General features: G+C 61.7%; 24 protein-coding genes. 12 read left to right on the top strand and 12 right to left on the bottom strand.

The features are described 5' to 3' along the window. Positions 1-13 precede the first annotated feature (13 nt). The 4 genes from PQQ53_RS05020 to PQQ53_RS05005 all read left to right on the top strand — a co-directional run bounded on the left by PQQ53_RS05020 (position 14) and on the right by PQQ53_RS05005 (position 4,099). Positions 14-493, top strand: coding sequence for a GlcG/HbpS family heme-binding protein (locus PQQ53_RS05020; RefSeq protein WP_408147300.1), 480 nt, complete (start codon positions 14-16; stop codon positions 491-493). A 19-nt stretch (positions 494-512) separates the two neighbouring features. Beyond that, complete coding sequence (locus PQQ53_RS05015) at positions 513-1,529, top strand: 2Fe-2S iron-sulfur cluster-binding protein (RefSeq protein ID WP_408152317.1); 1,017 nt, start codon at positions 513-515, stop codon at positions 1,527-1,529. Positions 1,530-1,777: 248 nt separating this feature from the next. Further along, on the top strand, positions 1,778-3,352 hold the full coding sequence (locus PQQ53_RS05010; protein WP_408147297.1) for a hypothetical protein: 1,575 nt from the start codon (positions 1,778-1,780) through the stop codon (positions 3,350-3,352). Between the two features lie 30 nt (positions 3,353-3,382). After that, complete coding sequence (locus PQQ53_RS05005; protein WP_408323343.1) at positions 3,383-4,099, top strand: YjbE family putative metal transport protein; 717 nt, start codon at positions 3,383-3,385, stop codon at positions 4,097-4,099. A 200-nt stretch (positions 4,100-4,299) separates the two neighbouring features. On the opposite strand, the gene PQQ53_RS05000 is transcribed toward PQQ53_RS05005, so the two are convergent. Then, positions 4,300-5,256, bottom strand: coding sequence for an ornithine cyclodeaminase family protein (locus PQQ53_RS05000; protein ID WP_408323342.1), 957 nt, complete (start codon positions 5,254-5,256; stop codon positions 4,300-4,302). 288 nt (positions 5,257-5,544) lie between these two features. Between PQQ53_RS05000 and PQQ53_RS04995 the strand changes: the two genes are divergently transcribed. The 5 genes from PQQ53_RS04995 to PQQ53_RS04975 all read left to right on the top strand — a co-directional run bounded on the left by PQQ53_RS04995 (position 5,545) and on the right by PQQ53_RS04975 (position 8,297). Then, positions 5,545-5,865 (top strand): 2Fe-2S iron-sulfur cluster-binding protein, encoded by a 321-nt coding sequence (locus tag PQQ53_RS04995; RefSeq protein WP_408147291.1) that lies wholly within the window; start codon positions 5,545-5,547, stop codon positions 5,863-5,865. A 16-nt stretch (positions 5,866-5,881) separates the two neighbouring features. Then, entirely contained in the window at positions 5,882-6,196 is a 315-nt protein-coding gene (locus PQQ53_RS04990) for a hypothetical protein (RefSeq protein ID WP_408147290.1), read from the top strand. Between the two features lie 13 nt (positions 6,197-6,209). Continuing rightward, positions 6,210-6,488, top strand: coding sequence for a 2Fe-2S iron-sulfur cluster-binding protein (locus PQQ53_RS04985; RefSeq protein ID WP_408147288.1), 279 nt, complete (start codon positions 6,210-6,212; stop codon positions 6,486-6,488). A gap of 92 nt (positions 6,489-6,580) precedes the next feature. After that, positions 6,581-7,435, top strand: coding sequence for an alpha/beta hydrolase (locus PQQ53_RS04980; protein WP_408323341.1), 855 nt, complete (start codon positions 6,581-6,583; stop codon positions 7,433-7,435). A gap of 169 nt (positions 7,436-7,604) precedes the next feature. Then, positions 7,605-8,297, top strand: a complete 693-nt coding sequence (locus PQQ53_RS04975; protein ID WP_408147284.1) for a GntR family transcriptional regulator — start codon at positions 7,605-7,607, stop codon at positions 8,295-8,297. Positions 8,298-8,425: 128 nt separating this feature from the next. Here the strand turns inward: PQQ53_RS04975 and alc are convergent, their stop codons facing one another. Genes alc through PQQ53_RS04935 form a run of 8 tightly spaced genes read right to left on the bottom strand, consistent with a single transcriptional unit; the run spans position 8,426 to position 14,452 of the window. Then, positions 8,426-9,430 (bottom strand): allantoicase, encoded by a 1,005-nt coding sequence (gene alc / locus PQQ53_RS04970; RefSeq protein ID WP_408152313.1) that lies wholly within the window; start codon positions 9,428-9,430, stop codon positions 8,426-8,428. Between the two features lie 40 nt (positions 9,431-9,470). Further along, positions 9,471-10,139, bottom strand: coding sequence for a DUF1989 domain-containing protein (locus PQQ53_RS04965; protein WP_408147280.1), 669 nt, complete (start codon positions 10,137-10,139; stop codon positions 9,471-9,473). Next, positions 10,136-10,939: an amino acid ABC transporter ATP-binding protein gene (locus PQQ53_RS04960; RefSeq protein WP_408323340.1), complete on the bottom strand. Its 804-nt coding sequence runs from the start codon at positions 10,937-10,939 to the stop codon at positions 10,136-10,138. The genes PQQ53_RS04965 and PQQ53_RS04960 overlap by 4 nt, the downstream gene beginning before the upstream one ends. A 5-nt stretch (positions 10,940-10,944) precedes the next feature. Beyond that, entirely contained in the window at positions 10,945-11,619 is a 675-nt protein-coding gene (locus tag PQQ53_RS04955; RefSeq protein WP_408152311.1) for an amino acid ABC transporter permease, read from the bottom strand. Next, positions 11,616-12,299, bottom strand: coding sequence for an amino acid ABC transporter permease (locus PQQ53_RS04950; RefSeq protein WP_408152310.1), 684 nt, complete (start codon positions 12,297-12,299; stop codon positions 11,616-11,618). The genes PQQ53_RS04955 and PQQ53_RS04950 overlap by 4 nt, the downstream gene beginning before the upstream one ends. An 18-nt stretch (positions 12,300-12,317) precedes the next feature. Then, positions 12,318-12,953 (bottom strand): urea carboxylase-associated family protein, encoded by a 636-nt coding sequence (locus PQQ53_RS04945; protein WP_408152309.1) that lies wholly within the window; start codon positions 12,951-12,953, stop codon positions 12,318-12,320. Between the two features lie 12 nt (positions 12,954-12,965). After that, complete coding sequence (locus PQQ53_RS04940) at positions 12,966-13,583, bottom strand: DUF1989 domain-containing protein (RefSeq protein ID WP_408147270.1); 618 nt, start codon at positions 13,581-13,583, stop codon at positions 12,966-12,968. 20 nt (positions 13,584-13,603) lie between these two features. Further along, positions 13,604-14,452, bottom strand: coding sequence for a transporter substrate-binding domain-containing protein (locus PQQ53_RS04935; protein ID WP_408147269.1), 849 nt, complete (start codon positions 14,450-14,452; stop codon positions 13,604-13,606). Between the two features lie 219 nt (positions 14,453-14,671). Between PQQ53_RS04935 and PQQ53_RS04930 the strand changes: the two genes are divergently transcribed. Next, positions 14,672-15,637 carry a MurR/RpiR family transcriptional regulator gene (locus PQQ53_RS04930; RefSeq protein WP_408152308.1) on the top strand — a complete coding sequence of 322 codons (966 nt, stop codon included), beginning with the start codon at positions 14,672-14,674 and terminating at the stop codon, positions 15,635-15,637. Here the strand turns inward: PQQ53_RS04930 and PQQ53_RS04925 are convergent. The 3 genes from PQQ53_RS04925 to PQQ53_RS04915 all read right to left on the bottom strand — a co-directional run bounded on the left by PQQ53_RS04925 (position 15,624) and on the right by PQQ53_RS04915 (position 19,227). Then, positions 15,624-16,553 carry a LysR family transcriptional regulator gene (locus PQQ53_RS04925; protein ID WP_408152307.1) on the bottom strand — a complete coding sequence of 310 codons (930 nt, stop codon included), beginning with the start codon at positions 16,551-16,553 and terminating at the stop codon, positions 15,624-15,626. The two genes, PQQ53_RS04930 and PQQ53_RS04925, sit on opposite strands and share 14 nt — an antisense overlap. A gap of 637 nt (positions 16,554-17,190) precedes the next feature. After that, positions 17,191-18,045 (bottom strand): SDR family NAD(P)-dependent oxidoreductase, encoded by an 855-nt coding sequence (locus PQQ53_RS04920; protein ID WP_408152305.1) that lies wholly within the window; start codon positions 18,043-18,045, stop codon positions 17,191-17,193. A gap of 267 nt (positions 18,046-18,312) precedes the next feature. Next, complete coding sequence (locus PQQ53_RS04915; RefSeq protein ID WP_408323339.1) at positions 18,313-19,227, bottom strand: LysR family transcriptional regulator; 915 nt, start codon at positions 19,225-19,227, stop codon at positions 18,313-18,315. A gap of 206 nt (positions 19,228-19,433) precedes the next feature. On the opposite strand from PQQ53_RS04915, the gene PQQ53_RS04910 reads away from it, so the two are divergent. Both PQQ53_RS04910 and PQQ53_RS04905 read left to right on the top strand, forming a co-directional pair. Continuing rightward, positions 19,434-20,489 (top strand): aldo/keto reductase, encoded by a 1,056-nt coding sequence (locus tag PQQ53_RS04910; protein WP_408147257.1) that lies wholly within the window; start codon positions 19,434-19,436, stop codon positions 20,487-20,489. 289 nt (positions 20,490-20,778) lie between these two features. Further along, on the top strand, positions 20,779-21,858 hold the full coding sequence (locus tag PQQ53_RS04905) for a Gfo/Idh/MocA family protein (RefSeq protein ID WP_408152304.1): 1,080 nt from the start codon (positions 20,779-20,781) through the stop codon (positions 21,856-21,858). Positions 21,859-21,869: the final 11 nt, after the last annotated feature.

Here is a 21,869-nt window from a genome sequence, read left to right as displayed (position 1 = left end):
GTATTCGTCTCTCATGAAACCTTTCTTCAAACTCGAACTGGCTGAAGCCCGTCACATGATTGCCGCGGCCATTGCCCGCTCGCAGGAAATCGGCGTGCTCGAAACCATCTGCATCACGGACGAAGGCGGTTTTCCGCTCGCCATGGAACGCATGGACGGCGGCCGCGTCACCGGTCCGCAAATCGCCTGGAATAAGGCATTTACCGCGGCGGGCCACAAGCGCTCGACGCACCTGTTCAACACTGCGCCGAACGGCCCTGCGCTGCCCGGCAACGAAGCCTTCGGCATTCAATGGAGCTTTGAGGGCAAATTCGCGGTGTTCGTCGGCGGTTTCCCGATCGTTGTCGACAAGCAGGTGGTGGGCGGCATCGGTCTGAGCGGCGGCAACGGCGAGCAGGACACCGCCGCGGGGCTCGCCGGCCTTGCCGCGCTGCGCGACCTGCTGCGCGACTCGGGCCGCGAGGTTCTCGTTCAAAGCGATATCAAGCTGTAACTGACGCAGAGGTAGCGCCGTGAATCATCAGGTTACCTGGATCGAGGAAGCATGCACGTTCGATGCCGCGGATGGCGAGACCGTGCTCGACGCGGCCGTTCGCGCCGGTGTGATGCTGCCCTCCGAATGCTGTTTCGGCGCGTGCGGCACCTGCCGCGTCAAGCTGCTGAGCGGCTCGGTGCGCTACGACGAGATGCCGCCGGGACTCTCCGAACAGGAGGCGGCTGAAGGCTATGCGCTCGCTTGCCAGGCCCGCGCCACGTCTTCGCTTGTCGTCAGTACGGACCGTCCGCTTGCATCGCCGGTGCCGGCCGCCCGGCATCGCGCGTCGGTGGTTGCATTGGAGGACGCCGCCACCCATGTGGTCACGCTCACGCTTGCCATCGATGGACAGGAGCGCATCGCGTTCAGGCCAGGACAATACATGCACGTGCATCTCGGCGAAGTCGGCGTGCGCAGCTTTTCGATGGCCTCGTCTCCAAACGGGGCGACCGTTGCCTTTCACATTCGCAGGATCGAAGGCGGCTATTTCACGGGCGAGCGCCTGGCAACGCTCGCGGTCGGCGACACCCTCGACGTGGAGTTGCCGCTCGGCGGCTTTGGCTATCACGCAGAGGACTACCGCCCGATCGTGATGATCGCGACCGGCACAGGCATCGCCCCGCTCTACGCGATGCTCGGCGAACTGCTCGCCGATCCGGACCGTCCGCCCATCGCGCTGTTCTGGGGCGGACGCACGCCGCAAGATCTGTATCTGCACGATACGCTCGTGGCGCTCGCCGCACAGCACGACGACTTCGACTACACGCCGGTGCTGTCGCGAGCGGATGAGACATGGACCGGCGCGCGAGGATATGTGCAGCAGGCAGTCGCCACGCAGTTTCCCGACCTGTCCGAGCATGCGGTCTACGCGTGCGGTTCGCCAGACATGATCGCCTCGGCCAAACGCGCGTTCGCCGAACTTGGCGTGAGCGCCCGTTATTTTTACGCCGACGGATTCACGTTCCAGCAGGCCGAGTCAGACGCGCAGGCCTGAGCGTCGATGGTCCGACGGGCCTGGCGGACCGCGTCGCGCTACGGATCAGCGTCGGCAAAGCAAAACAGAGACCAACTCGCGGCGGGCGACGTCGTATTTTGTTAGTCATCCGTAATAATTTGCAACTGAGGCGGACTGACAGCCAATTCCACAGAAAGAAAAAAAGCCCGCATTTTTGACACGCATCAAGCTGCACATAGCATACCGATCAACCGCTCTTATCTCTCTTACAAACAGAGGTTCCCCCCATGCACCTCCTCTCGTCACTTACACCGGCCCATTACTGTTATTTGATAGGCGTGGTTGCCATCATCGCGACAATGATCTTCCGGGCCAATGTGGTCGTACCCGCGATTCTCGCTACCTTTGCGGTGGCCGTCGCCTCGTCGGGCAAACTGTTGACTGGCCTGCAGGCCATTTTCATGGGCAGCCTCACCGCCGCGCACGAACTCTTCAACATTTTCCTCGTGATCGCGCTGATGACGGCGCTGCTCAACGGCCTGCGCGAAATCGGCGCCGACGTGCGCATGGTCCGGCCGTTCAAACGGATCATGGTCAATGGACACGTGGCGTTTTTCATCCTCGCGTTGATCACGTACCTGATCTCGCTGTTCTTCTGGCCGACGCCGGCGGTGCCGCTGGTAGGCGCCATTCTGATTCCCGCTGCGATCTACGCTGGCCTCTCGCCGCTGGGCGCTGCGGCCGCCATCGCGATCGCCGGCCAGGGCATGGCGCTCTCGTCGGATTACGTGATCAAGGTCGCGCCCGGAATCAGTGCGAAGGCTGCCGGCGCCGACATGCTGACTGTCGCCAACACGGCCTTTCTGCTTTCGATCGTGGCAGGCGCGGTCGCGCTCGGCATGACCTGGTTCATGACCGTGCGGCGCAGCGTGCGCAAACCCGGCGCGGCAAATCTGATCTCGTGGGAAGCGCAAGGCGAATCTGGCACGGCGGAACCCGCGCCGCAGTTGCACCAGGGCAGCTTCGCCAAGGCTGAACTGGCCCGCAGCACGAGCGGTGGACACCTGAACGAACCGCAGCCGGCGCTCGCCTCGGCGGGCGGCGGCGCAGCGCTGACCATGCCGGGCATGATCGGCGGCGCCGCGATGTCGCGCCATGAAATGTGGTCCAAGACCTTCTCGGTCGTTACGCCGCTCGCGTTTCTTGCCGTCGTGATTGTCATGACGCGCCCGCAGATCATCGGCGCTGACACGATCCGTGGCGGCGACGCAGCCGCGCTGATCGGCGGGGTGGCCGCGATCCTCATGATGTTGACGACGCTGTCGAGCGGTCGCCGCGGCTTTCTCGATCGCACGGCGGAACACATCATCGACGGCCTCGTGTTCGCATTCAAGGCGATGGGCGCGGTGTTGCCGATTGCCGGCTTCTTCTTCGTCGGCGACAGCAGCACGGCGGGCACGATTCTCGGCATTGCGCCGGGCCAGCATGTGCCTTCGCTGCTGTTCGAACTGGTCCAGGCGTGTAGCCAGTTCATTCCGCAAAGCCCGGTCTTCGTGTCATTCGGCGTGCTGCTGACGGGCATGGTGACCGGTATTGACGGCTCCGGTTTCGCGGGGCTGCCGCTCACGGGTTCGCTCTCCGGCGCACTTGCACCGATGGCGCACATGCCCGCGGCCACGCTTGCCGCGATCGGACAGATGGGCGCGGTGTGGACGGGCGGTGGCACGCTGATCGCGTGGTCCTCGCTGATCGCGGTGACTGGCTTCGCCCGTGTTCCCGTACTCGAAGCGGTGCGCGCGCTGTTCCTGCCGGTCATTTGCGGGCTGATCGCGGCTACCGTCGTCGCAATTGCAATCAGTTGAAGGAACACATTTCCAATGACGTTTCCAGGCTTGCCGGCCCCGCTCGCTCATGACGGCTGGGCCGTACTGCAGATCGTGTTCTTCAATGTGCTGTTGGGCGGAGACAACGCGATCGCCATCGCGATGGCCTGCCGCTCCCTCGCGCCGCGTCAGCGACGTATCGGCATCATGCTCGGCACGGTCCTCGGCATCGTGCTCCGGTTACTGCTGATCGGCGTGATTGGCGCGGTGTTCGCCGTGCCATACATGCACGTGATCGCCGCTGCGCTGCTGGTGTGGATCGGCGTGCAAATGCTCCAGCATCAGAACGACGAGGAAACCACGCACGCCGCCTCGGCATTGTGGCGCGCGGTCCTTACGATCGTCTGCGCCGACTTCGCCATGAGTCTGGACAATGCGGTTGCCACGGCGGCCATCGCGCAAACGCTGCCGGAAGCCTCTCGGCTGTTTTACGTGTTCATGGGTCTCGCAGTGGGCGCGCCGGTCATTGCCTTTGGCAGTAACGCGATGATCGCGGTTCTGAAACGTCTGCCTGCGCTGACCTATGTTGGTGCGGCGCTGCTCGGCTGGATTGCGGGCGACATACTGCAAGCCGACCGCCATGTCGATAGCGCGTTACAGCAGATTGGTGGCGGCATGTCCGGCTCACCGTTTGGCATCGATGCGGGATTTCTGGTCAGCGTGGCGATCGCCATCTTAGTCCCGCTTGTCGGTCACATGCTCATGCGGCGACAGGTGCAAGGCTGAGACCTGGCAGCGCGGGCGGCGTGCCCAACTGCTGGCGCTATCTCTGACGCGCCGCCGGCGTTCGACCAAACGCGCCGGCGGCCATTCACCCGGTTGGACCGGCGCGCTTCCCGTGCGTGCCCTTCTCTCTCGCAACGCGTTCAATCAGCGGCAAGCGCGCAACACCCACACGGCCGGCTCACGGGAGACCTTCATGGCAGTCACGCCAAAGTCGGTGCGACGCCCGGCGCGGCAGCGTGGCCGGTCGCGCGCGCATAGGCGCGGGCGGCCAGCGCGACATCCTGCAAGCCGATCCCAACAGCCTTGTACAACACGATGTCGCTGTCGTCGCGGCGTGCCGTGGCGGGGTCTTCGAGCACCGCGCCCAGTTCGACCACGTCGTCCCAGGCGAACGTGCCCGGCGCAGTCTGTATCAGATCGCCCGCTTCCTCTCGCGCCTGTTCGCGCAACTCCACCACGATTCGCGATGCACGCGACACCGTCGTATCGTCGAGTTCGCGCGTGTACGGCAGGCTCGATCCGATCGCGGCGATCGTGGCGCCCGGAGACAGCAGATTGCCGTCGAACAGTGCACCAGTCGCACGGGTCGCCGTCACGACGACGTCCGCGCCTTCAACCGCGTCCCCGGCGCACGCCGGACACGCCTGGACGCCGCGCTCCGCATACGTGCGATTGAGGTCGTCGGCAAGCTCAGCCGTTCCTTCCAGTCCAACGATTCGAAACTCTCTGAGCGACGTGAACGCCGCAAGCGCGTGCGCGTGGGCACGTCCCTGTACGCCGGTGCCGAACAGGGCGACGGTGCGTGCGCCGGGTTTGGCCAGCGCCCGCAGCGCGAGCACCGTCGTCGCCGCGGTGCGCAAGCGGGTGATTGCGTTTGCTTCGAGCGTGGCGAGCGGCCGGCCGTCGTCGGTTGAAAAAAGGATGATCGAAAAGTTGAATCGCCCAGCGATGGTCGAGTACACCTTGGCGCCGGCTACGCCCAACTCCGGAACGACTGCGCCGAGCGTCGACAGCTTCACGCCGCCGGCCTCGGTGCGCACGCGCCGCTGCACGGCGGCGTCGCCGCGCGCGAAGGTGCGAAAGGCAATGTCGAGCGCGGGAATTGCGTCGTCAAAGCCGATCAGTTCGTCGATCTGCTGGTCGGTCAGATGAATCATCGGATGCCACTCCTTGAAGGGTGAAAAAACGCCGGACGGGTCGCCAGATGCGTGCGCCCGACAAATTGACAACTTGACGATCAAATTAAAGTATACGGTATACTGCAAATAGAGCTTGGGCATTGGTGAGTTGCCTTTACCGCGCCGCCCAAAAGGACTGTTGGGTGGATCGACGTGATGCAGAGCAAAAATTGAGAACGCCGATCGCCGCTATTGTATACGATGTACATTCTTAATGTCACTCGGCGTGCCGCCTTACTTAATCGCGGCTAGAGCCAGGAGAAAGCAATGCCAAACGTGGTCTTTCACAGAAACGGCGAGTCGTACCGTGACTCGGTCAAGGACAACACCAATCTCGTGGTGCGCGCCGGCATCCGGCAGTTTCCATATCCGCACCTGCGTTATGGGTGCGGCATGGGGAAATGCGCGCAATGCGCATGCGTGGTTATCAGCGGGGCCGAGCATCTGCCCGAACCGAACTGGAAGGAGCGCAAGCAGCTCGGCGAGCGTCTCGCACGAGGCTATCGCCTCGCCTGCCAGCTATGGATTGATCACGACATCGAACTGGCACAGAACGACACGCCCCCTGACGACACACTACCTGCATGACTTCAGCCATCGCGCCATGTACATCATTCTGACCAGCAAGCCGGGACAATACCGCAGCGAAGTCACCGACGGCCTGCAACCCTTGCAGTCGTACGTGTACCGCTACGACAGTCGACACGTCGCCACCTTCACAATTGCCGAGTTGCAGCGCGAAACGCGCGTGAGGATCTTCGATGAAGCCACACCCGCCAATGTCAATTTCGTGCCGACCAAGTTCTTCGACCACTTCGACACGCTCGAAGCGGCTTTTCAATCACTGTCCCATCTCGCAGGTGCGAGTCACGCCGATGCGGAGATCGTGCCGCTCGACAAGCCGGCCGGCGCTTCTTGAACAGGTTTATCTCATGATTCAGGTCACTTTCATCACGAACGGCGGCAAAACCGTGCAAGCGCCGCCCGATAGCAACCTGCTGCGCGTGTCGTTGCGCGAGCAGGGCGGCATTCCCTTCAAATGTGGCGGTGGACTCTGCGGCACCTGCAAATGCAAGGTCGAGCAGGGAATGGAAAATACGGACACCGTGAAGGCCAAGGAGAAACGCCACCTCAGTGCGGAGGAACTCGCGGCGGGCTATCGCATGGCCTGCCAGACGTTCGTCAAAGGCGACGTGAGCGTGTCATGGTGAAGCCCGATCCCGCCATGGAACCGTTCAGCGCGCTTGCCGAAACAGACCGCCGCGCCATGCATGCGCTCGGTCCTCGTTGGGGCGAGGATATCGTGAGAAATCGCAAAATGGTGGTGGACGCCTATACGCCGATAGCGGCCGCGGCGCCCAAGCTCGCGGCCGTCGAGCGCGACGTGCGTTACGGTCCGCACGCGCGGCATACGCTCGACATCTTTTTGCCGCCCGCATCCGTTCACGAACATGGCGACGGCGCGTTGCGCGACGCCGTGGTGTTTGTACACGGCGGAGCCTTCGTCCGCGGCAACAAGAGCGTGAATGGCGAAATCTACGACAACGTGTGCCACTGGTTCGCCAACCAGGGCGTCGTCGCGTTCAATATCGAATACCGGCTGGCCGACGAGGCACCTTACCCGGGTGGCGCGCAAGACGTTGCGGACGCACTTGTCTTTGTCCGCGGACTGGCTTCGCACACGAGATTCGATCCGCGCCGGATCTTCGTCATCGGTCATTCGGCAGGCGGCGCGCATGCCGCAGCGTATCTGTTCGATCCAGCACTAGCCGGCCGGGTCGGCGAAACCGATGTCGCGGGACTGGTACTCATCAGCGCCCGTGTCGTCGCCGATGTGCGGCCTGGCAATCCCAACGCGCAACCGGTGCGCACCTATTTCGGCGCGGACGAGTCGCTGTATGCCGCACGCTCGCCGCTCACCCACGTCACGCGCTCGTCTGTACCGCTGATGATCGCCGTGGCGGAATACGAGAACCCGTATCTGGATGAATACGGCGCGCAGATGTTCGTCGACGTGCTGCGCCATCGCGGCGTGCCGCCCAGGTTCGTGCAACTGCGCGGCCACAATCACACGTCGATCGTGGCGCACTTCAACTCTGGGGAAACCTATCTGGGCAGCGAAATTCTTGCCTTTTTAGCCAGCGTGCCGCGCGGTTGACCGCACGCGATTCCGTATGCATGCGGTTCGCAAACGATCGCGGCATCAGGGCGGCGGCCTTCGAATCAGCCGAATGTGGTATGCCGTGTACTGTCTACAACGCTCCGTCACTGAGTTAGAATATTCGATATGCCGGCGCCGCCGGCGACGTCCAGCGTATGGAGACTTAATGAGCACCCACCCCGATTCGCCGGCCTCCACAGGCAAGCAGGAGCGATCCGCCCCGATTCGGCACAAGCAACTGTCTGAACTTGTCCTCGTTCGCATCCGCGAATCCATCATGACAGGCGCTTACGCACCAGGCGACCGTCTGGTTGAAGGACGCATTGCCGAAGATCTGAATGTGTCGCGCGTGCCGGTGCGCGAAGCGCTGCGGGCGCTGGCGGCGGAAGGACTCGTTGAAGTGCGGCCGCGTCATGGCGCGGTGGTCGCTTCGCTCGAACCGTCGTCCGCACGCGAGATGGTGCAGATCCGCGCCACCCTGGAAGGCTTGAACGCCCGTCTCGCTGCCGAGCACTGCACGCAGCAACTGGTCGCGGAAATCGAGGAAGTGCTCGCCGAGGGCAATGCGCGGGTGAGCAAGGGCGAAACCGCCGGGCTGCTCGACCTCAATGCGCGGTTTCACGATCTGCTCTACTCGGCCGGTGCAAACTCCATGCTTACCGACCTGATGCGCTCGCTGCGCGATCGCACACGCATGCTGTTCGTCAACACCAACGACGAGGAAATCCGCATAACCTGGGCAGAGCACGCAGCCATTCTGCGCGCCGTCCAGTCGGGCGATGCGGCACTGGCCGCCATGCTCGCAGAGCGGCACGTCCTGCGCGCCGCCCAGCACTACCTTAGCAAAATCGCCAGATGATCCCTGCAACGCGGCTGTGCGCGAGCCTGGAATCGCCCGCGGCCGGCCAACGGGCGGCTGCTTACGAGCGAGTCGGGCAACCGGCGTGAGCAGACTGCGGATTAATGCAGGCGAAGCCTTGCCCGCGATCAAGTCGAGGTGCGCCCCATCAGACTCAGCCGCGAGACGCCACCATCCGGCAATATGTTGAAACGCACATGTGTAACAGACATGTTTCGGGTTGGCGCAAAGGTATGTACCCTGTCCATCTCCAGCTTCTGCTCGTCGAGCAATACCGGCCAGAACATCGATTGCGTAATCAGGGACTCGTCCGTTCCCGCGCTGACGAACGCGCCTTGTAGCGAGCATCGGTCCGCAAAATTTCCCTTGAAATGCGCGGTGTCAACGCTGACCTGACTGATTTCACCGGGTGTCGCCAATTCGATGATGCACCAGTCGCAGCCTGGTTCGCGGCGTCGCCGGGTTTCCCAGCCTTCGCCCATGTTGGCCGCGCGCATCGGCAGCAGCAGGTTCGACGCTGAACCGTAATGTTGGTTGTTCGCGGCGACGATTCGCGCACCGTTCATCGCGGACGCGAGATCAAGTTCCGCGCGTGGCGCGAGTTCCCGGCGCGGCCGGCCATACACGCGAAAACGGGCTACGCCGCCGTCAGGATAGATATTGAGGCGCACGTGCGTATAGATTCCGCGAGTGGCCGAATCGATCGCGTGATAATGATGTGCGTTGCCGTTGAGCGCGGTCGCGGGCAGCACTTCAGTCCATTGTGCCTCGGCGGGCGGAATATCGTCGTCGCAACGGCATGCGTCGATCGACGCAGCCGGCGGAAAGTTGCCGGTGAAATGACTCGTGTCGATATCGACGCCCATCAATTCGCCCGCCACCCCCAGTTTGACGATGCAGAAATCGTGGCCAGTCTCACGCTTGCGGCGCGATTCCCAACCGTCCATCCATTTGCCGTTTTCGTCGTATTTGCCAGGAATGAAGACGGCCGGTTCCGGGTCAAGCATGCGTGCCATCGGTGCAAAGAAATCGTCACTGGTGAATACAGCCTGCGCGCCGAGTCGCGGGTCCGCGAGGTTGATGCCCGTGCGTGTGAAGGCGGGTGCGTCGGGATCGAAAGTGGGAAGTGCCATGTGTCTGTACGCGAAGTGATCGGTTAAGGGACTGGGACGCTCAGGCGGCCGGCACCCACGATTGCGTGCCTTGCAAATCCGACTCGAAGTTGTCGAGCACCGCAATTTCTACGGGCTTTGGCGTGTTGTCGCCTTGCCCCTGAATTTTCACGATGTCTTGCGGACAGGCGGAAAACGCGACGAAACAATCCATTTCCGCGCGCAACGTGATGTACTCGCCGGGCTTCGTCACGGTGGGCAAGGTATGGAGCGTGATGCCGTCGGGCTGCACGCGAATATTCATGAAGATGTTGAAGGACGCGAGGTTCTGGCGCGGCGGCGTGACGCCGAGTTCGAACATACCTTCGAACATGTTGTCGCAACAGTTGCGGTGATAGCCGCGCACGCCGAGCAGTTCATAGCGTTTGCGATCGCAGGCCGCCATGAAGGTGTCGTGAACGCCAGGCGTCGTATCCTCGACTACGGTCAGCACCGGATGACGTTGATTCGTCACGAAGCTGTCGCCGACGATCGGGTTCAGCCGCTGGTTCCACACGCGCGTGGTTTCCATGCACATGTATTCGTTCAGGTCGTACGCATTCCAGGCCCAGCAATCCACCACCTGGGTGCCATGCGTATTGATGACGCGCACGGCCTGGCCTGCTTTGAGTCGAACGGCTTTGCCGTGGCCGGCGGGAACGGTCGATGTGGGTTGATTCGTGTAGCTCATGAGCTTTTAGATTCCGAGTTGAAGCGGTAGAGAAATTGCTGGAGACGGGGCGACGACGGTGCGTCGAGCACCTCGGCCGGCGGCCCCTGTTCGACGATGCGTCCGCCGTCCATAAAGATCACGCGGTCGGCGACATCGCGCGCGAAGCCGATCTCATGCGTGACGACGATCATCGTCGTGTCATTCGCGGCGAGACCGCGCATCACCGCGAGTACTTCGCCGACAAGTTCCGGGTCGAGCGCGCTGGTCGGCTCGTCGAAAAGGATCACTTCCGGCGCCATCGCCAGAGTGCGCGCGATGCCCACGCGTTGCTGCTGTCCGCCCGACAGGTCCGCGGGCATCGCTGTGCGCTTGCCACTCAACCCTACTTGCCGCAGCGCTTCGACCGCGAGGTCGCTGGCGGCAAGGCGGCTCATCCGCTTGACCGACAGCAGGCCTTCCGCCACGTTTTCGAGCACCGTCATGTGCGGCCACAGATTGAAGCTCTGAAACACCATGCCGATCCGGCTGCGCTGCGCGCGGATCTCGCGGTCAGGACGTGGTCCGGTCGAGCCGTTCGCGTTTTCACGCAAACCGATCCGCTCGTCGCCGATCCAGACCGCGCCTTCGTCGGGCGGAGAAAGCCAGTTCAGGCAGCGCAGCAAGGTCGATTTGCCGGAACCGGACGGGCCGAGTACGCAGATCGTTTCGCCGCGCGCGACTGTCAGGTCGACGCCGTCCAGGATGCGATTCGGACCAAACGACTTGACGATGCCGCTCGCCTTCAACGCCACGCGCGTCGTGTTGCCGGATAGGTTCATGCTGATCACCGGGGCAAGGCGACCCGTTGGGGGCGCCCGAGGCGGCGTTCCCAATGACGGGTCGAGAGATGGATGACGGATGTCGCGGCCCAGTAGACCATCGCGACGATGAAATAGACTTCGAGTGGTGCGTAGGTGTCGGACACGACGGCTTTCGCGGCGAACATGAACTCATGAACCGAGATCACGGACAGCAACGCGGAATCCTTGACCAGACCGATCAACAGGCCGGTCAACGTGGGCAGTAACAGCGGCAGCGCCTGCGGCGTGATGATGCGTTGCGCGATTTTCGCCGGCGACATGCCGATGGCGACACCGGCTTCGACGGTGCCCGCGGGCACGGCGGCGATGGCGGCCTGAATCACTTCCGCGACGTACGGGCCGTAATAGATCGCGAGCGTTATGGTGCCGACGAGCGGCGCAGGCAACAGCACGCCAAAATCCGGCAAGACGAAGAACGTCACGTAAAGTAATACGAGCAAGGGCAAACCAAGCGTCAACGCCGTATAGCTGCGAATCAGCGCGACGAGCCACGGCGCGCCGCGACGCTGACCGATCGTCAGCAACACACCGAGTACGCCCGACATCGCCGCGCCGGCCGCACAGAGCCAGATCGTGCCGCCGAGTCCCTGCACGAGTTCGGGCCAATAACCTGACAGAACGCCGAGGTCGAACCTCATCGTGCGACTCCGGTTGCGATGCCTGCGGCGCGCGGTACGCGCGGCTTACGCTGGATGCGTCGCGCGGCGTAGATGACGGGAAGCGCGACCGCCAGATAGCCGACGCTGACGAACAACATCACCTGCGTCGACGTGTAGGTGCGCGCGATCACCATTTGTCCCGCATACGTGAGTTCGGTGACAGCCACGACCGACGCCAATGGCGTGGTCTTCAGCAGGATCGTGAATTCGTTGACGAACGCAGGCAAGCTCGCTTTCAGCATCTGCGGCAACGTAATCCGCAACGCGATGCGCCACGGCGCCATGCCGAGCGCAATCGCCGCTTCATACTGACCGGCCGTGACGACCCGGAGATTGCCGCGCAGGATTTCGGCCGTGTACGCCCCACTGTTCAGGCCGAGCGTCAGCGCGGCGGCCAGCATCGGTCGACCGCCCAGTCCGATCAGCGGTAGCGCGAAGAACAGCATGAACAGTTGCACGAGCGCCGGCGTGCCCCGCATGAAGCTGATGTAGAGGCGCGCGACCCAGCGTAGTGGCGCGATACGCGTCAGTTGCATCGCCAGTGCGAGATGGCCGAATACGACGCTGCCAGTCGCGCCAAGGAGCGTCAGTTCCACGGTCAGCAACCAGCCGTCGATCAACGTCGGCAGGCTATGGATCACTTGCGGGTCGAAGCCCATTGCGGCGTTTTCCCGGAATCAGAGTTCGTCGAGTTCTTCTGCGCTCGAGAGTTCGAGCGCACCAGGCGTGTCGTTCCCCGCAATTCCGGTGCAACACGCCGACACGATGAACGTCATATCCGTGACGACCCGACATGCGATGAAATCTCCCGCGCGCGTGGTGTTCGGCAGCGGTTCGATGCGGCCGTCTCGATGCAGTGCGACGTGCATGAACAGGTTGACCGGATCAGGCATCTTCGGCGGCTTGAGGCCGAGCGTGCCGATCACCGCGCCGACCGATTCGACGCAACCGGTCTGTCCGACGTAGCCTTGTTCGGCGAGATACGCGCTCGTGGATGCGGGCAGCAACAAGTCGTGCTTGCCGCTCGAATCCTTGCCGAGCACCATCATCGCGCGACGACGGTTGCTGACGATTCGCATGCCCGCCTGCAACACGTACGAATTGCTGAAGACACGCGTGTGATGGACCGACATGTAGACGTCGTCGTTGATGCGGCTGAAGCCGAACATCGATGCAACCGCACCGGGTTCTTTCGCCTCGATGCGCAGAATCTGGCCGGCCTTGACTTCGATGGCGCGGCTTTCGCCGGCGGGCACGGCGATGGTTTGCGGCGGCAGCGCGGGGCGTGCGGGCGGTTCTTTGAGAAGCAGCATGGTTGAGTCCGTTCAGGCGGCGACGGGCGCCGCGGGCAGGATGGAAATGGCAATGTCGGTGACCTTAAGGCCATTGCCGGGGATAATGTCCTGCGGACACGACGACACCGCGCACACCAGGTCTTCGAGTACATCGAAGGTGATGTGGTCGCCCGGCTTGCTGGTCGGATCGGTGACCTGCATCCGGCAGTCGGCGGTAACCGGGCCGTTCTGAAACAGATTGAACGGCTCGGGCACGTCGAACGGCGACAGACCGTACAGCGCGAGACCCGCGTGCATGTTGTCGAGACAGTTGCGATGCCCGATCACGTTGAAATCGACCGTGAAACGCGTGTCGTCGCACGCGGGCACATTGGCATCGTGAACACCGACCGTGTCCTCGACGACCCGCAGCAGAGGCCGTCCCAACGACGAATACAGCGCGTCGCCGACATTGAAAAACAGCGTGCGAAGCTGACGACGCGTGTGGGTCGGCGACAGCTTCTCGGTATGGTTCGAGGCGACGACCGCGACGAAATCGGCGGCCTGCTGGCCTTCCACATCTATGATCGTCAATCGTTGGCCGGCCTTCACTTCGAAGGTACGGCCATGTCCCGCCTTGACGGTGAGAGTCTGAACTGGATCTGTCATTTGATTCGGCCTGCTCGCGCTTACTGCTTGGGAATGAAGTCGGACGTCGGCGTATCGAAGCTCACCCCGAGATTGGCCTTTTGCAGGCGTGTGAGTTCGCCTGATTTCTTCATTGCGATGATTTCGTCGCTGATCGCCTTGTTCAGACGCGTATCGTCGGGGCGAGTCGCCCACGCGATCCATTGCGACGGGCCGAGCTCACCGGTCGATTTGAGCTTGCCGGGGTTCTGTTTGACCACGCCCGCGAGCACGGTCATATCGTCGAACACGAAATCGGCGCGGCGCGTCATCAATGCGGCCACCGTCTGATCGACGCTATCCACGCTGATCAGCGTGATTGGCGCAAGACCCTTGGCCTTCAGCGTTTCGTTGAACTGCTTGAGGATCTGCTCGGGCGCGCTTGCGCTCTTGACCGCCGCGGTCAGGCCCGCGAGCGATTCGATGGTGGCGTTCGCCGGAATCTTCTTGAAATCGGCACGTACGAGTGCGCCGTTGACGGTCTTGCTGGTCGGGACGACATACGCGAGACGCTTCGCGCGTTCGGCGGTCACGTTCAGCGCCGAACCCTCGATATCGAACGAATGCGCGAGCAGGCCGGGAATGATGCCGCTAAACGCCATGCGCTGATATTCGATCTTCACGCCGAGATGTTTCGCGACAGCCGCCAGGATGGCCGGATCGAAGCCGACGATGTTGCTGCTGGCATCTGTGTATTCGTATGGCGCGAAGGTCGGATCGATGCCGACCGTCATCGTGCCGCGACTCTTGATGTCGTCGAGCGTATCGGCGCTCGCGGCGACCGAGTGAATCAACGCGGCAAACGGCAACAACGCGGCAAGGGCAATGCTGGAGAGGCGGTGCTTCGACATCAGTAGAACTCCTGTAGACAGGTGGACGATGCCGGATGCAATGCATGATCCGTACCAGCGGGATATCTGAAACGTTCGTTTCAAGAATTATTGGATGAAAACATGTGTTTCCATATGGACTTGAGAGAAACATTGATTTCACGTTTTCGATGCCGGACCTATAATGAAGTTCATGCGAGATGGCGCTTATCTGCACTTGTCTCGTGCGGACAAGCCTAGATGCACGCTTCCGGTGCTGGCATCGCACCATCACGGGCAACCAATTTATCCACAAGCCAAATGTCAAACGCTCAGGCAAAAAAAGAGAAGCGACCCCTACCATCGATCGAAAGTCGGATTGCGGAATGCTATGACGAACTGTCTGAAATCGATCAGCGGCTTGCCGATGTGATTCTGAGTTCACCGGGACAACTGGCGATGCAAACCGCCACCGAACTGGCGGCGACCGCGCAAGTGTCGAAGGCAACCGCCACACGGTTCTTTCAGAAACTAGGGTATGCGTCTTATGACGATGCCCGAGCGATTGCACGAGCGGCACAGGTCGGCGGTTCGCCGTTATATCTACAGGACAGGGGGCGCAAGACGGCAGGCTCGAAACTCGACGACATCATCCAGGCCCATCTGCAGCACGAAGTCGAAAACATGGCGAACACCTATCGTTCGCTCGATACGCAAGTGCTAAGCGAGGTGGTCGACGCAATCGCGCAAGCACGACGCGTGGCGATCATCGGCTATCGACATAGCCACACGGTCGCCACGATGATCCGGCGCGAACTGATTCAGGTGCGTTCGGACGTGATGCTATTGCCCGCGCCCGGCGACACCATCGGCGAGTACCTGGCCGATCTGAACGCGAAGGATCTCGCGATCATCATTGGCTTGCGGCGCCGCGTGCCGGCGGTGGGCCTGGCTGCCACCGCGCTGGCCGAGGCAGGCGTGCCGGTTCTGTATATGTCGGATGTGATCGCGGGCAAACCTGCGCGGCTGGCGCGCTGGGTGATCCGATGCCATACCGATGGCTTGATGCTGTTCGACAGCAAGTCGGGCATGACGTCAGTGGTCAACCTGATTTGCTCGCTGGTCGCGGAACGCCTGCTTGAGCGCGGTAACAGTCATTTGCAGCGCGTCGAAGTTCTGCACGACAGCTTGCGTGAACTGGAGACCCGGTCGATCACACGGGGATAACGGCCTCCTTGTTTTCTTCAGCCTCACTTTGACGGTAGCGTTCGACGACGAAGTCGATAAATCTTCTGAGCGTCAGCGCCATACGCGGTTGTCCGGAGTAAAAAAGCCATACAGGCCGCTCATCGCCGCACAATTCGACATGCGTCAGTAGCGGCCGTAATGTGCCATCCGACAACTCACTTTGAATGAGCGACATTGACAGGCGCGCTATACCGAGGCCCGCCTGCACCGCGCGCTTTACCAGAAGCGGACTCTGCGTGTTCAGGATAGGTCGAACCTCCACGCGTTGTGTGCCGTGCTTGTCGCGGAAATCCCAGTAACGGCCAGGCGCGTCCGATGTCACGAGTACATCATGCGAAGAGAGCTCCAATGGTGTTCGCGGTAGGCCTCGGCGAGACAGGTATGCGGGACACGCGACAATCACATCCCGCGTCTGCGCGAGCGGACGGCAAACCAGCGACGAATCGCGCACGCCGCGCTCAGCGCTGAAGCAAACATCGGAATTCGCCATGATGTCATCCGTCATGTTATCGAATACCGTCAACTCGAACTGCATACGTGGCTCTTGCAGCCGATAAGCCGCCAGTAGCTCCAGCAAATCGATGGAGGCATAAGAAGAAGACGACGCAATACGTAGAGATCCGCCCGTCTGGCCCGCGGCCGTTGCCATGAACTCGTCCATCACGGAAATCTGCCTTAGCAGCTCTTCGCAATGTTTTGAGTACGATTGACCCGCAGCCGTCAGTGACACGCGGCGAGTCGTCCTGTTAACCAGGCGAACACGGAGGTGTTGCTCCAGTACTGCCACGCTACGCGTAACGGCCGAGTTCGAAATGCCAAGCTGTTTGGCCGCTTCCGCGAAGTTCAAACACTCGGCGACCTTGGCGAATATACGAATTGCAGCTAATTGATTCACGGCGTCGTCCTGTGTCACATTCCGGTGTTAGGCGCGAAGCGTCTTGCCATTCCTATTGTTGTAGACGCACCTCGACCGAAATCTGACCTTGGGATTACGTTTTTGTTATCTTGACGACAAATCGGCACCACGCGCACTTCTGGCTGCTTCCTCTCGCAGTCGCATCCGCGCGCTATCAATCTTGAAATTCGCGTTGTGGCTAGCCAGTCACTGCGTCCATGATCAACGTGGTTTGCCTTCGCATCCGGTGAGTCCACCCGTAGCGGTAATTCCGGACTATATGGACAGGTGTCCTCTATCGATTTACCCGTACCCTATTCCGGCATCTCACGGAAAGAGCGCTGCTGCGCTCGAAGATCAACGTATACGACCCACAGACGGCCGGCCTGCTGAACTGCCGGCAAAACGTGTGACGTCTTCGGCGTGGCGGAATGAGGCGACAGGCTGCGATTGTGTTCGGAATGTCGCACCATAGCGGGAAGCGGCCGTCACCGGTCCCTCGCCGAAGCGCATGCCCGTCGCAAGCCGTTCGACTGCCGCGTTCGTGATCCGGTATTTCAGGAAGCGCGGATCGAGTACATCCACGGCCGGATCGGGATACGTTTCTCTTTGTTGCCGCTTGGCGCCGACGCTTGAGTCAACGGGGCTGCTTGATGAACGCATCGAACGCCCTGGCGTAGTCCGGATGCCAGCGCGACAACGCGGGCCGGTTCTCTACGATATCGCCTGCCGCCCATAGAATGCGCAGTTCGTCGAGCGAACGCGGCACGTCGTTGTCGGGACACAGTATGTAGAAGTCGCCGGCATCGAGACGCTCGAACATGAAATCGACGGTCTGCTCGGGCGTCCATGCGGCGACGGGCTTTTCCGCGCGGCCTTTCCGTGTCAGGTCCGTGAACACGAAACCGGGAATCAGCAGATGAGCGCTAATCCGGCAGTCGGCGGTGTTGCGCAATTCATGTTGCAGCGCTTCAGTGAACGTTTTCAGACCGGCCTTCGCAACATTGTATGCGGGGTCGCCCGGCGGCGTCGTGATGCCTTGCTTTGAACCGGTATTGATCACGAGCCCCGGACGGCCGTGCTTGATCATGTCCGGTACGAAGATCTGCGTACCGTGGATCACGCCCCACAGGTTGACGCCCAGCACGCGCTCCCAGTTCCCGGTTGGACCGAACATCCCGCTGCCGGGCTGAATGCCGGCGTTGTTCATCAGCACATCTGTTCCACCGAACCGTTCGACGACGGATGCATGCAGGCGGCGAACATCGTCGGCGACGCTGACGTCGGTCTCAACCCCGAAGACGTCTTGTGTGCCGTTTGCGGTCAGCGCCGCGATTTCCTCTACGGCTTGCGCAATGCGGTCGGTGCCGAGATCGGCAATGCAGATGCGCAGCCCAAGCCGCGCAAAGCGTTTGGCAGCAGCCAGGCCAATGCCGGCGGCGCCGCCGGTGATCACGGCGACGCCGCCCGGGGTCATCGCAGAATGAGTCATCAGAATCCTCGTTGGTGCAGGAATCGCGACGCCAACAAACGACCGCGATTCCGATCTGTTGGAACAGTGAGTTAGCGATCCTAGCATGAACTATTTAGCGCGACCGACAGGGCTCTCGTTGGTTAGCGACCCTAAGTATAGTGCGGAAGGCTGCGACCTTCTGGCGACCATCCGGCCAGGTTCGCAGGATGTCCATTTCCCCCGGGGCGCCGGACATCGTGCCGGATCTTTTACGCCTCGAACAATCGCGCATGCATATGGCGAGCGTCAAGTCGCCACGACGGGCAATTTGAGCAAACCCAGGAAAGCACGGGCGACAGGTATGAGCGGCTCTCCCGCGCTTCCCTTAAAAACGGCCGCGAGTTCCCAGCAGGGTTCCTCGGCCTCGCGCAGGCTCGCCGTTGCGACCGGCGCGCCGCGCGTGTTGATTCCCCTTGTGGCGGCCACAGATTCGGGCACCATACTGATCGCAAGCCCCTGTGCGGTCAGTTCAAGCAACATCGGCATGTCGTTGACCTCGAAGCTGGTCCGGCGCTGCAGCCCTGCCGCCTCAAAAGATCGATCGACAAGCCGCCGCACGCTCCACTCCGGGCGTAGGTCGGCGAATGTTTCGTCGACGAGATCGGCTAGCGCCAGCTCGCGGGCGCCAGCAAGACGATGATGCGTCGCGCAGACGACGACCATTGCCTCGCATGCGAACATGTGCGATCCGAGATCGTCGAGCAGCGTATCCGGGGGCTGTGTGAACGCGAGGTCGAGGCGTCCTTCCCGCACCTCGTCGATCAATGCGCGCGATCCGTCCAGAGTCAATTCGATATCGATCCCACCAAACGCAGCCCGAAACTGCCCTAGCGAAGCGGGCAAGTCGACGAAAGGCGCGAGCCCGTGAATCGCACCGATACTCAGCCGGCCGCGTGCGAGCCCGTGAACCTGCGTGACGGCATGGCGCGCGTCACGCGCGGCGGCCAGTACCCGCCGCGCCTCTGCGAACAGCACTTCGCCGGCAGGCGTCAAAGCGACTCGCCTCGTGCTGCGATTGAACAACGGTCCGCCCAGGTCTTCTTCCAGTGAGCGGATCGACGCAGACAAGCCGGACTGCACGAGGTTGAGGCGGCGCGCCGCGCGCGTGAAATGCCGCTCTTCCGCGACCGCCATAAAATGCTCCAACTGCTTCAAATCCACGTTGACACTCTTTCTCAAAGAGACGATTAATCACGAAAACCGCACAATTGAATCATATCTTTCTATTGGAATGGTAAGTCAATCTCCGCTATCGTCGGACCTCCGGGGACGTCAAGGAACACTGGGCACGAAATTCGGGCGCAATAAACCTTAACGACCGCACGCCGGCTGCGAATCCTCGCAACATACATGGAGATTGCTTCATCATGGATTACCGTCAACTGGGCCGTTCGGGCCTCAAGGTGTCGACCATCACGCTAGGCACGATGACGATGGGAGGCAAAGGCAAATTCGCGAGCGTCGGCGAGGTCGGCCTCGACGACGCGCGCCGGCAGATCGACATATGCATCGACGCGGGCGTCAACCTGATCGATACCGCGGACGTCTATTCGAACGGTGCATCGGAGGAAATCGTCGGCCAGGCGCTCGGCGGCAAGCGCAAAGGCGGCGTGCTGATCGCGACGAAAGCCCGCTTTCCCATGGGTGACGGCCCGAACGACCGGGGCCTGTCGCGGCATCATTTGATAGAAGCCTGCGAGGCGAGCCTGCGCCGTCTCAAGACCGATGTGATCGACCTCTATCAGGTGCACGAATGGGACGGACTCACGCCGCTCGAAGAAACGCTTGAAGCGCTCGACCTGCTGGTCCGGCATGGCAAGGTCCGGTATGTCGGCTGCTCGAACTACTCAGGCTGGCACCTGATGAAAGCGTTGCATGTAAGCGAACGCGATCGTCTGTCGCGCTTCGTGAGCCAGCAGATACATTACACGCTCGAAGCACGCGAAGCGGAGTACGAACTCGCGCCTATCGCGCTCGATCAAGGCCTGGGCATTCTCGTCTGGAGCCCGCTCGCAGGCGGCCTGCTGTCGGGTAAGCACCGCCGCGACTCGACGCCCGAGGGCACGCGTCAGCTAGCGGGCTGGACGGAGCCGCCGATTCGCGACGCCGAACGACTGTGGTCGATTGTCGACACGCTTGTCGAGATCGCCGGCGAGCACAACGTCTCGGCCGCTCAAGTCGCGCTCGCATGGACGCTCGGTCGCCCCGCCGTTACGTCGGTCATCATCGGCGGCCGCAACGAGAAGCAGTTGCTCGACAACCTCGGCGCGGCGAATCTCAGGCTGAGCGCCGAACAGCGCGAGCGGCTCGACAAGGTGAGCGCGCCGCCCCTGCTCTACCCGTACTGGCATCAGGTGCAGACCGCGCACGATCGTCTTTCAATTGCTGACCTGTCGCTGCTGGGGCCCCATCTCAAGGCGTAGCGTGTGATGCGGCCGGGATCGCTCCCGGTCCGCCCTGCGAGATCGCAAGTCATACACCGATGCCCACCTTCGGCCGGATCGCAGTAGCTCCATCGTGAAGTCGACTTGTGTCTGCAGAGACTTCATTCACTTGACCGTGCGCCGTCGGGCCGCCTGCCACGTCATCAAGCCGACGGATGCGCCTTCACGCCAGGCGCCACGCAATCCACGACCAACATCGTGCGCTGCCACCAGGTCTGGTGGCGGCGCCTCGCTCGCTCTCAAACCAGCAACGTAACACCGAATTGCCATGATAAAACTCAGAACGGCCATTGTCGGCTGCGGAAAGGTCGGTCATTTTCATGCCCGGGCTCTCTCGAATCTCGAGAACTCGGACTTCGTCGCGGTATGCGGCACCTCTATCGATCGAGCAATCGCCTTCGGCAACCAATACGGCGTGCGTGCGTTCGATAACGTCGAAGAGATGATCGAGGCCGCGCAGGTCGACGTCGTATGCATCTGCACTCCGCATCCTCAGCATGCCCCCGTTGCGATCGCCGCCTTGAAGAGCGGCTGTCACGTTCTCGTGGAGAAGCCCCTCGCTTCTTCGCTCGAAGACTGCGATGCCATCCTTTCATGTGCCGAAGCGTGCCGGCGTACGGTCGGCGTCGTGTGCCAACGGCGCTTTTATCCGTCCGCGATGCGAATCAAGCAGGCCATCGATGCGGGCAAGATCGGCCGCCCTGTGATCGGCAACGTCGTCATGCTCGGATGGCGCGACCGCCAGTACTACGAAAGCGATCCCTGGCGTGGCTCGTGGGCCGGCGAAGGAGGAGGCGTGCTCGTCAACCAGGCACCTCATCAGCTCGATCTGCTTCTCTGGTATCTGGGCGACATCGATGAGGTCTACGGCGTGTGGAAAAACGTCAACCACGACTACATCGAAGTCGAAGACACCGCGGCGGCCATCATCAAGTTCAAAAGCGGCGCGATTGCCAACGTCCTGGTCAGCAATTCACAGAATCCTGCTTTGTATGGGAAGGTCCATATTCACGGAGACAACGGCGCGTCGGTCGGCGTGCAGACGGACGGCGGCGCGATGTTCATCGCCGGCGTCTCGACCATCACCGAACCGCCTTACAACGATATCTGGACGATCAGAAGCGAAGAAGCAATGCTCGCCGAGTGGAAAAAAGCGGATGCGGAGTTTTTTAATTCCGCGGATTCCCTGTACTTCTATCACGAGCAGCAGATAGATGATTTTCTGACTGCCGTCGGCAACGGCACGAAGCCTTTGATCGACGGACTGGACGGCCGCAAGACCGTGGAACTGTTCACCGCTATTTATCGCAGCACGCAGAACAATGCGGTTGTAAAGCTCCCACTCTGAGCAGGAGAACG

It is taken from the genome of Paraburkholderia strydomiana (assembly GCF_046030495.1).
In the GTDB taxonomy this organism is placed as follows: Bacteria; Pseudomonadota; Gammaproteobacteria; order Burkholderiales; family Burkholderiaceae; genus Paraburkholderia; species Paraburkholderia strydomiana_A.
This window is presented reverse-complemented; position numbering and strand designations above follow the sequence as displayed.